At 34.4% G+C, this 13,376-nt stretch carries 14 protein-coding genes; 9 read left to right on the top strand and 5 right to left on the bottom strand.

Annotation, left to right across the window (positions count from 1 at the left end):
• Positions 1–49: 49 nt before the first annotated feature.
• Complete coding sequence (locus tag CEY12_RS10005; RefSeq protein WP_089027558.1) at positions 50–499, bottom strand: hypothetical protein; 450 nt, start codon at positions 497–499, stop codon at positions 50–52.
• A gap of 138 nt (positions 500–637) precedes the next feature.
• Positions 638–1,168, bottom strand: a complete 531-nt coding sequence (locus CEY12_RS10010; RefSeq protein ID WP_089027559.1) for an SRPBCC family protein — start codon at positions 1,166–1,168, stop codon at positions 638–640.
• Positions 1,169–1,349: 181 nt separating this feature from the next.
• Between CEY12_RS10010 and CEY12_RS10015 the strand changes: the two genes are divergently transcribed.
• From CEY12_RS10015 to CEY12_RS10040, 6 genes are all read left to right on the top strand, one after another.
• Positions 1,350–3,368 carry a M3 family metallopeptidase gene (locus tag CEY12_RS10015; protein WP_089027560.1) on the top strand — a complete coding sequence of 673 codons (2,019 nt, stop codon included), beginning with the start codon at positions 1,350–1,352 and terminating at the stop codon, positions 3,366–3,368.
• 54 nt (positions 3,369–3,422) lie between these two features.
• A complete protein-coding gene (locus tag CEY12_RS10020; RefSeq protein ID WP_089027561.1) occupies positions 3,423–4,154 on the top strand; it encodes a class I SAM-dependent methyltransferase in 732 nt (243 codons plus the stop codon).
• A 121-nt stretch (positions 4,155–4,275) separates the two neighbouring features.
• On the top strand, positions 4,276–5,118 hold the full coding sequence (locus CEY12_RS10025; RefSeq protein ID WP_157676797.1) for a hypothetical protein: 843 nt from the start codon (positions 4,276–4,278) through the stop codon (positions 5,116–5,118).
• Positions 5,119–5,187: 69 nt separating this feature from the next.
• Positions 5,188–5,571: a tetratricopeptide repeat protein gene (locus CEY12_RS10030; protein ID WP_089027563.1), complete on the top strand. Its 384-nt coding sequence runs from the start codon at positions 5,188–5,190 to the stop codon at positions 5,569–5,571.
• A 197-nt stretch (positions 5,572–5,768) separates the two neighbouring features.
• Positions 5,769–6,851 (top strand): serine hydrolase domain-containing protein, encoded by a 1,083-nt coding sequence (locus CEY12_RS10035; RefSeq protein WP_089027564.1) that lies wholly within the window; start codon positions 5,769–5,771, stop codon positions 6,849–6,851.
• 38 nt (positions 6,852–6,889) lie between these two features.
• Positions 6,890–7,093: a YqaE/Pmp3 family membrane protein gene (locus CEY12_RS10040; RefSeq protein ID WP_228409834.1), complete on the top strand. Its 204-nt coding sequence runs from the start codon at positions 6,890–6,892 to the stop codon at positions 7,091–7,093.
• Positions 7,094–7,214: 121 nt separating this feature from the next.
• On the opposite strand, the gene CEY12_RS10045 is transcribed toward CEY12_RS10040, so the two are convergent.
• On the bottom strand, positions 7,215–8,027 hold the full coding sequence (locus CEY12_RS10045) for a helix-turn-helix domain-containing protein (protein ID WP_089027566.1): 813 nt from the start codon (positions 8,025–8,027) through the stop codon (positions 7,215–7,217).
• Positions 8,028–8,096: 69 nt separating this feature from the next.
• Here CEY12_RS10045 and CEY12_RS10050 point away from each other — a divergent pair, with 69 nt between their 5' ends.
• From CEY12_RS10050 to CEY12_RS10060, 3 genes are all read left to right on the top strand, one after another.
• Positions 8,097–9,248: an Atu1372/SO_1960 family protein gene (locus CEY12_RS10050; RefSeq protein ID WP_089027567.1), complete on the top strand. Its 1,152-nt coding sequence runs from the start codon at positions 8,097–8,099 to the stop codon at positions 9,246–9,248.
• A gap of 30 nt (positions 9,249–9,278) precedes the next feature.
• Entirely contained in the window at positions 9,279–10,079 is an 801-nt protein-coding gene (gene dapB / locus CEY12_RS10055; RefSeq protein WP_089027568.1) for a 4-hydroxy-tetrahydrodipicolinate reductase, read from the top strand.
• Positions 10,080–10,194: 115 nt separating this feature from the next.
• Entirely contained in the window at positions 10,195–11,301 is a 1,107-nt protein-coding gene (locus CEY12_RS10060; protein ID WP_089027569.1) for a TlpA family protein disulfide reductase, read from the top strand.
• Between the two features lie 22 nt (positions 11,302–11,323).
• Here CEY12_RS10060 and CEY12_RS10065 read toward each other — a convergent pair whose 3' ends face one another.
• Both CEY12_RS10065 and CEY12_RS10070 read right to left on the bottom strand, forming a co-directional pair.
• Complete coding sequence (locus tag CEY12_RS10065; protein ID WP_089027570.1) at positions 11,324–12,721, bottom strand: MFS transporter; 1,398 nt, start codon at positions 12,719–12,721, stop codon at positions 11,324–11,326.
• Positions 12,722–12,760: 39 nt separating this feature from the next.
• Positions 12,761–13,324: a TetR/AcrR family transcriptional regulator gene (locus tag CEY12_RS10070; protein ID WP_089029844.1), complete on the bottom strand. Its 564-nt coding sequence runs from the start codon at positions 13,322–13,324 to the stop codon at positions 12,761–12,763.
• Positions 13,325–13,376 lie beyond the last annotated feature (52 nt).

The raw sequence follows: 13,376 nt of genomic DNA on the forward strand, positions 1-13,376 counted from the left end.
TTGAATGATCATTTTATAATCATAAATATTTTAATACCTGCTACAACAACTAAAGTACTTCTACCACTTTCTGATGAATATTATTTAATGTAAAAGCATCTCCCGACTTCATTCCCATCATTTTCTTAGCCATTGGACTTTCAGGTGAGATGGCATAAAAACGATCCCCTTCAAAAAAAAACTCACCCAATGAAACTGAAATATAGAATCTGGCTTTATTGGTAATCACCAAAGAACCTAACTGTACTCTTTCGGTAGTATTATTTAAAACTTTAGACATATTCCTGTTCAGGTCATTAAGAGCTCCAAGCTGTTTCTGCATCTGATAAATTTCTTCCTGCATTTCCTCGCGCATACTGTCATATTTTGGTGTCTTCTTAATGTCGCGACTCGCATCTAAAGTGAATTCAATAAAGTTTTTTAATTTCTCAATCTTTTCGGCGATCACGTTTTTAACATAATTTCTTATGTCACTTTTCTCAAATACGATCTTCTCCATAAATCTAATCTTTACATAAAGATAATATTTTTTTAAATAATTATATTGACCTTCAAAAAAATTAAAAAACCTTATTTAAAAAACAATTTTCATTTAAAAAATACAAAAAAGGCCTTGTCAATGATAAGGCCTTTATTTTTATTGTTCTGCTAATTTCTTCAGATCTGCTAATCCCTGATCAAAGGTTTTTCCCATCTGGCTATCCATCATAGGCTTCATCAGCTTCATCATGGTGTTGAGTTCATTATCCATGGTCCATGTTACTTTCGTTCCGTTACCTTCCGGAGTCAGAATAAAATTGGCTGTTGCATCTCCCTCAAAAGGTTTAATAAAGTGAAGTTTGCTGGTTGATTTTTCATTCGGCACTGATGCTGTCACAGTTTGTTCTCCCTCACCTACATCCTCATTCCCTTTCCAGCTATATGAATCCCCTACTTCACCACTTGTTCCTGAATAGGTGATCACTATATTTTTGTCCGGTTTTATAAAAGGATTCCATGTATTAAACGCTTTCGTAGATCCTACATGTTCCCATACTTTTTCTTTAGGCGCATTAATGACTACAGATCTTTCAAAATGATAATCTTTACTGAAAGCAAGCATCGCATATACAGCATACAGAATAACAAGCACAATGATTATTCCTAAAATTTTCAAAATTGTTTTCATAGTTTTTATATTTTAATGTTAAGTCAAAATTACATAATCCAATGACAACACTTCTTTTCCTATGACAAGATAATAATAAGCAACTTTTTTGTCACAATCACTGATTAAGGCATTATTTTTGACGAATTCATGTTTTACAAATTTTCACAAAATTTAATTTACAACGCTAAAAAATAGAAAAATGAATGTCTTAACAGAAAATTTCAATACTCCTTACCATACCGCACCATTTGACCGTATTAAAAATGAAGATTATCTTCCGGCATTTAAAGAACTCATTCAGCGATCGGAAGAAGAAATCAATTCTATTGTTGACAATCCTGAATCCCCTACATTTCAAAATGTTATTGAAGCATTAGCATTTTCAGGCGAAAAATTAGAGGTTTTATCTAATATTTTTTTTAATGTAAATTCTGCAGAAACGAATGATGAATTGCAGCACATTGCTGAGGAGGTTTCCCCTATTTTAAGTGAATATTCTTCAAAAATATCTCAAAATGAGCCGCTTTTCAATAAGATCAAAAAGGTGTATGAAGACAAAGAAAAATACAACCTTAACGAAGAACAGCAAATGCTTTTACAGGAAACCTATAAAGGCTTTGTAAGAAGTGGAGCTTTATTAAATGATGAAGACAAAGAAAAGCTAAAGAATATCAACATGGATTTATCCCTGAAATCCTTGAAATTCGGACAAAATGTATTAGCATCTACAAATGCTTATTTTAAGCACATTACTCATAAAGAGGATTTGGCAGGAATTCCAGACGCTATCATAGAACAATATGCTGAAGAGGCCAAAGAAAGAAATCTGGAAGGCTGGGTTTTGACATTGCAATACCCAAGCTATGTTCCATTTATTACCTATGCTGAAAACCGTGAATTACGGAAAGAACTGGCTTTAGCCAACGGGAAAAAATCTTTCGATGGCGGAGAATTTGATAACCAAAACCTCATCAAAGAAATCGTTGATCTGAAACAGAAAAAAGCAGAATTGCTAGGCTATAAAAATTATGCAGACTTTGTATTGGAAGAGAGAATGGCCAAATCTCCAACGAAGGTTTTGGATTTTTTAAATGAATTACTGACGAAAGCAAAACCTTATGCCGGGAAAGAAATAGAAGAGCTAAAAGCATTAGCTAAAACTGATGGTATTGACGAAATGCAAGGTTATGATCATCCGTTTTACGCAGAAAAACTCCGTAAAGAAAAATTTGATCTTAACGATGAAGAGCTTAAACCTTATTTTCCTCTAAACCAGGTTCAGGACGCGGTATTTGAATTAGCTCATCAATTATTCGGATTAACTTTTGAAGAAAGAAACGACATTCCAAAATACCATGGAGACGTAAAAACGTATGAGGTAAAGGAAAATGGGGAATACAAATCACTGTTATATGTAGATTATTTCCCAAGAAAAGGCAAAAGAGCCGGGGCCTGGATGACCAGCTACAAAAATCAATATAAAAAAGACGGTGAAAATTCACGTCCTCATATTTCTATTGTCTGCAATTTCAGCAAACCAACAAAAGATACTCCAAGTTTATTGACGTTCCAGGAAGTAACGACATTATTCCACGAATTTGGTCATGCTTTACATGGAATGTTAGCGAACACCCAATATCCAGGTCTTTCAGGAACTTCTGTAAAATGGGACTTTGTTGAGTTACCTTCCCAGTTTTTAGAAAACTTCTGTTATGAACCCGAATTCTTAAAGACTTTCGCCAAACATTATAAAACTGGTGAAGTTCTTCCGGATGAAAAAATCCAGCGAATAGAACAGTCTAAGAATTTTATGGAAGGCTACCAGACCATGAGACAATTAGGTTTCGGAATTATGGATATGATGTACCATACGAATGTTGAAGAACTAGAGCATGAAAGTGTAAAGGAGTTTGAAGATCGATACACAAAAGCAACCCAGCTTTATCCAACTAATCCTGAAACTGCCATGAGCCCAAGCTTCTCCCATATTTTCCAGGGTGGTTATTCTGCAGGATATTATTCTTATAAATGGGCAGAGGTACTGGATGCAGACGCATTCCAATATTTTAAAGAAAATGGCATTTTCAACCCGGAAATTGCTGCGAAATATAAAGTCCTGCTTTCTTCCGGAGGCACCAAAGATCCAATGGAATTGTATAAAAGTTTCAGAGGCAGTGAACCGAAAGTGGAAAGCTTGTTGAAGAGGGCTTTTGGATAAATAATTATTAAATCCCAATTGTTTTAAATAATTGGGATTTATTATATAAAAACTATGAAAGAAAATAAATACGACAACAATTCTTTTTTCGAACAATATGGAAAAATGATGCGTTCTCAAATAGGACTGGAAGGTGCCGGTGAATGGCATGTTTTACAAAAAATGCTGCCAGATTTTACAGGAAAAACAGTTCTCGATTTAGGTTGTGGCTTTGGCTGGCATTGTCGGTATGCCATAGAACATGGAGCAAAATCTGTCGTTGGAATTGACCTTTCAGAAAGAATGCTTGAAAAAGCCAGAGAAATCAACAGTATAGAAGGAATTACATACATACGAAAAGCTCTGGAAGATGTTGATTACCCAACTGAGCAGTTTGATATTGTATTAAGTTCATTGACCTTCCATTATATAGAATCATTTGATGAAATGGCTCACAATATTTACCAATGGCTAAAGCCAGAAGGTCAATTTGTATTTTCAGTAGAACATCCCGTTTTTACTGCTGAAGGAACACAAGACTGGACTTATGGAACTCATGGAGAGAAACAGCACTGGCCCGTAGATAATTATTTTATTGAAGGAAAACGGAGTACTACATTCTTAGGTGAAAGTGTTATAAAATATCATAGAACGATAACCTCCTATTTGAATGCTCTTTTAAAAAGCGGCTTCAAAATTAAAGAGGTCGTTGAAGCAGAGCCAAGTGAAGAGATGCTGAAACAGTTTCCGGAAATGAAAGATGAACTCCGCCGACCAATGATGCTACTGATTTCGGTGGAAAAATAATAGCATAGCTTTTGAAATTTCAAAAGCTTTTTCTATTTTAGGCTTCCTCTAAATTATAAGAACTGTCATGCTTAGAAACACCCTTATTATATTTCTATTGTGTATTATTACAATTGGCAAAGTGAAAAGTCAGGAAATAAAAACGATTAAAGGTGATCATTTTGAATTAAAAGTAGCTTCACCACAAAAAGCTATACTTATTCTATTTCCATGTTATCCCTGTAACATCGAACATACTCAGACAGAAGCAAAATTTTTAAAAGACATTGAAAAGCAAGGCATCAGTACTTTATTGTTGGATTACAACCAAAAGCTTTATTTAACCGAAGCCGAAAAGAAAAAATATACGGAAACTTTAAACACTATTTTCAATGAAAATAATATTAAAAAAGAAAATATTTTTATCGGTGGATTTTCCAGTGGTGGTAATGTTGCCCTATTAGTATCGAGTTATCTTATAAAAACAGGAAATCCAATTCAACCCAAAGGTCTTATAGTGGTGGATTCTCCAATAGACCTTGAAGAATTGTATAAAGGTGCTAAAAATGACGTCCGAAAAAATAAAGACGCAGAAGCTGCAGCTGAAGGAAAATTCCTAGTTGACCTTCTGGAAAAAGAAATAGGCACACCTCAAAATGATATCGAAAAATATAAGAACTACTCACCTTATCTCGTTTCATCCAATTCGACAAACCATATTAAATATTTAAAAAACATTAAAGTAAGGTTGTATTGTGAGCCTGATCTGGATTGGCAATTGAAAAATAAGAACCGGAAATATGAAGATTTAAATGCCTACAAATTAGAAAGTGCCTATCATTCTTTACTCAACATAGGAAGCCATCAGGTAGAATTCATAAAAACAGAAAACCGCGGAATAAGAGCGAATGGACAGAAACATCCGCACTCCTGGAATATTGTAGAACCTGAAAGTTTAATACACTGGATGTTACAAACCTCTTAAAACTATATTGGAATAATCCCTTTTTTATTCCGAACTTTGAATAAGATAAAGACTTCATTAATTTTAAAAATGAATAATATAAGCCGAAGATTAGAAAACGTAAAAAAGCTCCAGGCAAAACGTTGGGAAAATGAAGATCACTGGGATGAGATCAATGATCTTTTGATCAAAGAATTAGATGAAATTCTACTTATTGAACCCGAAAATACTTCTGCTTTGATCAATATAGGTGCTATATATTCTGACATGGGGGAAAATGAAAAAGCAGTAGACTATTTAAAAGCCGCATTAGCTCTGGGCTCAGAGGATAAAAATCTTTTTATCAATCTGGCCATTGTGATGATCTATATGGAGAAACATCAGGAGGAATATCTTGAATATCTCGAGGAGGCTGAAGACAAAATTGAACATTCGCTTACTTTTAAAGCTTATTTCGATCCCCAATCCCATTAAAAAATAATCAGAATAATAAAAACTTAACGAGTTCATCGTAAGTAACTACATCAAAAAAAAGCGGATTTATATTTTAAGTATAAGTCCGCCAGTGTTTTGTTATAGGTATGGGGTGAAAAATTTTATTTAAAATTAACTACATTGTATTGCATAGTAATTAAATAATAATATATCTTTGCATAACACAATATATAACTATGAACTCAAATAGAACTTTTCAATGGTTTACCCTTTTACTTCTATTCCTTTCCTGCCTTCTTTTTGGTCAAGGTTTAGAAAAAAGAATCGACAGTTTAATTCTTAAAGAATTTAATGATCCCAAAGGTCCTGGGGGTGTATTTACAGTGACTCAAAAAGGAAAAAGCAAGTATCAGAAGGCTTTTGGAAAAGCAAATCTTGAACTTGATACTGCCTTAAATCCCGATAATGTATTTCAAATCGGTTCGATGACCAAGCAATTTACTGCAGTTGCTATCCTGATGCTTGAACAGCAGGGAAAGCTTAATGTCAATGATCCCATTTCAAAGTATATCAAAGATTACCCTAACGGAGATAAAATTACCATTCATCATTTACTAACCCACACTTCGGGAATCAAAGATTTCACAAAAATGAAATCAATTTCAACAATTGCTCAAAAGGAAATGAAACCCGAGATGATGGTTGATTTTTTCAAGAATGAACCTGTAGATTTTGCCCCTGGAGAAAAGTTTGATTATAACAATTCCGGATATGTAGTATTGGGATATCTGATAGAATTAATTTCGGGAGATAGTTATGAAAATTTTATTCAAAAAAATATTTTTGATAAGTCCGGAATGACCCATTCCTATTACGCTTCAGATAGAAAGATCATTCCAAAGAGAGCATATGGATATCATAAAAAAGAATATGGTTATGTGAATAAAACCATGATTAATTTTAGTGTTCCTTTTTCTTCCGGTTCGCTAATGTCTACTGCGGAGGACATGCAAAAGTGGCAAAATGCTTTAAATAAAAACCTTTTACTGAATGCTCAGGAAACCCAAAAAGCATTTCAAAAGTACCGGTTAAATAATGGAGAAGAATTTACTTACGGCTACGGATGGCATATTAAGGAGATCAATGGAGTCCCCATTAGAGAACACGGAGGCAGTATCTTTGGATTTAAATCAATGGGCGTATATATTCCATCGGAGGATATCTACGTCACCGGATTCAGTAATTGTGACTGCCACTCCCCAACAGAGGTTACAAGAAATATTGCTAAATTAGTTCTTGAAAATATCAAAAGAAATTAATATTAAACACAAATTATCACATTTAAAATTTTAACATCATGTTACTAGCTATTTTACTTCCCTTCCTATCTTTCATCGTTCGTGGAAAAGTTTTAACTGGAATTTTATGCCTTATCCTACAGATCACTGTAATCGGATGGGTTCCAGCCGCTATCTGGGCAGCTTTATCACTGAACAATGAAAGAGCAAATGAACGAAATGAAAAACTGATTCGGGCAGTTAAACAAAGCCAAAGGCAATAATACTACTAAATTGAGTTTTACTATTCAATTTTAGTTATACAGTTTTCCAAAGCATATTTTATTCAGTCTCCACCGGGATTACATAAAATATGCTTTGTTCTTTAGTCTCTATTTTCACCTATTAGAAGCTGATATCTTTTTTCACTTTCGGTCCTTCTTTCATAATCGAAGCATAAGAAGAAGTAAATGCAGACAGGCTTTTATATCCTACTTTGAACGCTATTTCACTTAATGTATATTGTTTTGTATCGATAAATTCCACACTTTTTAAAATCCTTATTAGCTGTCCATATTTCTGAAGAGTAATTCCTGTTTCCTCTTTAAATATTCTTTGCAAACTTCTTACCGACATCTTTGCCAGATCAGCCATATCTCCCACATTCAGATTTTCGTGATAGTGACTGTTGATATAATCACAAACCGGAATTAAACGGTGATCTTCAGGAACCGGAATTTCCAAAAACCGGCTTTCATCACAAAAATTGGGCAAGCTGGTCATTAAAGCTTTTAAAAATACAGTCTGCTCTTCATCTTCAGATTCTGATTTATTCCATTTTGAAGCATACAAAAGCATCTCTTTTAAAACAGGAGGTGCAGCAAAAACGTGAACATCCTTAAAAAAATCAGACGGAATCACCGATTTAAACAAGATCACCATCAGATTCACCGTTTTTGCTTCTGAGGTTGTCCGGTGTTTTATGCCCGAAGGAATCCATATGACATGATTCTTAGGCACCAGGTAGATCTTCTGTTCGATATGCAGGTACTGATAACCTTCTTCTACAAAGGTCAGCTGGGCCCGTTCGTGTATATGCTCATACTCATCATGCTGCCAGTTCTTTTCAAACCACACATAAGCATCTTTCGAAACAGCATCGTTGTAGAATCCTTTATCTGCTTCAATCAATCCACATTTTAATTTGGCGTTTTGCATATTGTTTTTGGCAAATTTAATAAAAACGACATGATTAATTTTGTATTTGAATTTTAGACTTAAAAAATTATGAAAAATGTAAGCAAGATTATCACTGCTTTTTTATTACTAATAATAACCCAATCGATCATGGCACAGGAACATAAAGCTAAAGTTTTGGTTCTCTTTTATTCAGATAATGGCGGAACTTATGAACTTGCAAAAGAAATATCAAAAGGAATTGAAGGTAAAGGAAATGCACAGGCTGTTATCAAACAGGTAAAGACGTCTGCCAATCCTAAGCTTAAAGACATTCCGGTTGCTACGGTTGAAGAACTTTCTTCGTACGATGGAATCGCGTTCGGATCCCCTATTTATTTTGGAAATATCAGTACGGGAATGAGTGAATTTTTATCAAAAACAGTTGGTCTGTGGAATAATCATGCACTGGAAGGAATGCCGGCTACAGTATTTATGTCAGCAGGAAGCGGTGCCGGAAAAGAATTGGCCATCCAGTCTTTTTGGAACAGTTTAGCAGTTCATGGGATGGTTTTGGTTTCCAATGGCATCCGTGGCGTTGAAAACGTAGATAAAAATACCCCACAGGGAAACACGGTTCTGGGGGTAACAAGTCTTGCATCGGTAAAAAACGCAGAGCGTCCCAGTGAAAGTGAGCGTTATATGGCAAGATTACAAGGGGAAAACTTTGCAAAGGTTGCATTCGCATTGAAAGGTACTTTTTCAAATAAAACAGCTTCTGCAAATCCGGTAACTGAAAAGACATCAGATATCAATGCTGTTTTAAAGCAAAAGCAGATCACTCTGCCTCAGGTACCTAAACCTGCAGGAAATTATCAACCCTATGTCCGTTCAGGAAATCTTGTTTTCATTAATCAGGTAGCATTGAAAGATGGGAAAATTGTAAATCCCGGAAAACTGGGAGCTGGAATTACTGAAGAGGAAGTAAAAGAAGCAACAAGAGTAACGATGTTAAATGTTATTGCTGTCTTAAATGAAGCGGTAGGTGGTGATCTCAATCGTGTAAAGAGATGCGTACAATTAACCGGAATTTTTAATACAAAAGATGATTACACGAAACATGCAGATCTGATGAATGTCGCTTCCAATTTGGCAGTTGATGTCTTTGGAGAAAAAGGAAAACATGCAAGAGCAACCTTTGGGGCATCATCTATTCCAGTAAATTCTTCAGTTGAAATTCAGGCTGTATTCGAAGTGGAATAAAAAATATTAATTAACTTAAACAGAAAAATCATGATCAAAGTATTCGTTGCAGGAGCTACCGGATGGGCAGGCTCTGAATTGAGCAAGGGCATCTTTAAACAGGAAGGAATGCAACTGGTTGGCGGATTGTCCAGATCCAACAACGGGAAAAACCTGGCTGAAATCCTTGATTTAGGGAATGTAGAGATCCCCGTATTTGATACCATAGAGAAAGCATTGGACACCATTGACTTTGATGTCCTGTTCGACTATACAAAACCAGATATTGCAAAAACAAATATCCTTGCCGCTTTAAAAAGAGGGAAGAAAGTAATTGTAGGAACTTCCGGACTAACTACGGAAGAGTATAGCGAAATAGAAAAAACAGCTCTTGAACATAATACTTCGGTATTGGCTGTCGGAAACTTTGCTATTACGGTTGTTCTTTTACAAAAGTTTGCAGAGATTGCCGCCAAATATATTCCCAATTATGAAATTATTGATTATGCTCATGAGCATAAAATAGATACACCAAGCGGAACGGTTAGAGAATTAGCACACCGTCTTGCTCAGGTTCAGAAACCTACTGTACATATTCCCACTGATCAGTTAGTAGGTGAGAAAGAGACCCGAGGCGCTGAAATGGAAGGTGTTCATGTTCATTCCGTAAGACTTCCCGGATACGTTATTGCTGTGGAAACTATTTTTGGATTAAAAGATGAAAGGCTTACGATAAGACACGATTCTGGAACCAGTGCTGAACCTTATGTAAAGGGAGGTTTATTGGCTATTGAAAAAATTGGAACATTCATAGGGCTCAGAAGAGGTTTAGATACAGTGATGGATTTTTAATTTTTCAAAATAAAACTATAATTAAGAGGCTTTTTAGTCTCTTTTTTTATTCAAAATAATGGGAGATAGTATCATCAATAATCTTATATTTAATTTTTGAAATTAAATAATATATATGAAAAGAATTTCACAGATTGTACTCCTCTTATCATTCAGTATCGCTTATTCTCAGACCAATTTTAAAATGGAAATCAGTGCTCCTGATTTCGAAAAGGATTCAATATCTATTGGACCTATAATGGGTATGGGAGGTATTCATACCCTATACAAATTTGTTGTATATCCAGACAAAAATGTAAGGTTTATGAAAAGTTTTAACAGTGCATTCATAAGAATTACTGATCAAAATATACTGACCGGAAATATAGAGTACCCACAACCTATACTATTCAGTTACTTTAACCCTGTTGAAAATGGAGGTTACGGATCTGATGTTTTCTTTATTGAAAAGGGAAATTATAAGATTAAGATCAATGATAAGAATATGGGCTTCACTCCTGATTCTGATACACCTACCAATATAGAATACAAAAAATTGAAAAAGCAACTTGAAATAGCTGACAAAAAGTTGAAACCTTTTGTAGATAATAATGCCACAAATATTGAATATAAAGAGAAATTATTACGGAATTATATCACAAAAAATCCAAATTCTTACGTTGCGTTTTGGGAAATAGTCAGTGATTTTTCTAAATATGGATTCAATAGAAGCTATGTTGAAAATATGCCTCTGTTTTCCAAAAAGATAAAAGAAACATTCAGCTATCAGGAATTTGATAAAATATTGAAATTGGAAAATTCCACTAATGTAGGAGCTACTTTTCCAGATCTGATACTTAATTCCTCTGATAAAATTAGTAAATCCAGTTTTTCAGATTATAAACTTACCTTAATAGATTATTGGGCGACTACCTGTAAACCTTGCATTAAAGATTTACCTAAGTTGGCCAGTTTATATAAAAATTACAAAACTAAAGGTATTCAGTTAATAAGTGTTGCCGATGATACTACGAAGGAGAGAATGGATCGTGCCAATAAAATATTAGGTGAAAATAATGTGACCTGGAAAAATTATTTTGATTTGAATAAAGAATTTCCGAAAAAATTACATGCTACAGGCTACCCCTTACAAATTCTTGTAGATCAGAATGGAAAAATTATCGCCAGAAAATTTGGAGAGCTCGATGAAATTACAGCAGAAATAGAAAAATACATCCAATAACAAAAATGACAGCTGTTTGCTGTCATTTTCTCTTAATGAGCACACCCGAAGGAGTCTTCCAGATACAAATAATCACTACAATCAGACATAAGATATTGGCTAATAAAGCAGCTGCAAATGCTTTTTGGTAATTGATAAAACCTGGATTTATTCCCAGATAATAATAAAAAACGCTTCCAACCATAATTATTCCAACAATAGCTGCTGATTGCTGAAACGTAATGTACACACCTGAAGCATTTCCAGCCAGCTTTTCAGGGATTCCGGACAATGCAATCGTGGCAAGAGCCGGTATAATGGATCCCACTCCAACCCCGTGAATAAAGAGCAATACGTATAATAATAAAAAAGAGGTTTGTTTAGAAAACAGATATCCTTGTGCAATCAAAACACTGATGATGAGCAGTAGTCCAAAGACCAGAAATTTCTTTCCATAACGTAAAATAAGTTTAGGTGAGATTACAGATGCCAAAATAAACCCTACCCCCTGAAAAACAATAATTTCCCCGGCATACAATGGACTGATCTTTAAACCATCCTGGAAAAATAGCGAGAGAATATAAAAGTAGGAATCAAGCATGATAAAGAAAAAAGAAACAGCAATAATTCCTATGTTAAAGTTTTTAAATGCAAAAAGGTTAAGATCAATCAGATAAGGTTTCGCTCGTTGTACTCTCGATTGTTGATTTTTAATAAAAAGAAATAAAACAGTCAGGGAAATAACAAGCAAAAAGATATTTTTCGCTCTCTCACCATCATGCTCCATCATCGTCAAGGCATAAGTAAAACAAAAAAGCCCCGTCACCAATAAAAGAACGCCAAAAAAATCAAACCGGCTAGTGATAACACTTTTAGATTCGTCAAGGATTTTCCATCCCAGAAAAATGGCTAACAAACAAATAGGAATGTTGATGAGAAAAATAAGTCGCCACGATTCTTGCATAAAAGTCATGGATGAAAAATAACCTCCCAAAAATTGCCCCGAGAGCGTTCCAATACCTATTGTAATTCCGTACCACCCCATCGCTTTGGTTCTGTCCTCATGTCCCGGAAATAGGATTTGGATCATGGATAATACTTGCGGAGACATCAATGCAGCACTAATTCCTTGAACAAACCTTGAGATCATAAGCAAAACAGAATTTGATGACAGACCACATGCAATAGAGCTCAACATAAAGAATAACAATCCTATAATAAAGATTTTTTTCCTTCCATACTGATCCCCCAACCTTCCGCCTGTAATCAGAAAAGAAGCAAAACCAATAAGATAAGAGGCAATGATGAGCTGCATTTCTCCGTTGGAAGCATGAATATCCCTCTGAATAGAAGGAATGGATACGTTAATGATAAAAATATCCATGATCGTAAGCAATAGTCCAAAAAGAACCACAATTAATTTAAGTTTATTATTTTTCATTTTTATATAGATATATCTATTTTTATAATTTAAAAAAAATTAGGACAATAGGCCCTGAATAATTTTTTTGGACTGATCAAAAGCCGCGGAATCCTTATTAATGGTAGAAATCACAACAGCTCCTTCCAATAATAAATAGATGACATTTGTTACTTCATCTGAATCTACAGACCCTCCTTCCTGATTGTATTGTGTAACAAGATCCTTGATCATTACCTTCTGCTTTTCTTTATGTTTCATAACAAATTCAGAAATAACAGGATTACTGTCTCCTAGCTCAGCATTGATCTTAATAAAATGGCATCCGGAAAATCCGGAAGAGTTCTGCAAGTTTTTGCGATAATCAACCAAAGCAAAAATTTTGTCTTTTGCTTTTACCAGCTTTGAAGAATCTTTTTCAAATCCATCGAACCATTTTATTTCTTCTTTAATTAAATAAACTTTTAACAGTTCATTTTTGGATGAAAAATGATTGTATAAAGAACCAATAGCAATATCTGCCTCAGCAATAATTTGATTAATCCCCGTCGAATTAAAACCTTGTTTATAAAAAAGATCTGAAGCAACTCTGATAATCCGGTCTTTTACTTTCTCCTTTTCCATTTTAAAAATTTTTACAAAGGTATATAAAAAATAGATAAGTCTATCTATTTTT

It is taken from the genome of Chryseobacterium sp. T16E-39 (genome assembly GCF_002216065.1).
GTDB lineage: Bacteria > Bacteroidota > Bacteroidia > Flavobacteriales > Weeksellaceae > Chryseobacterium.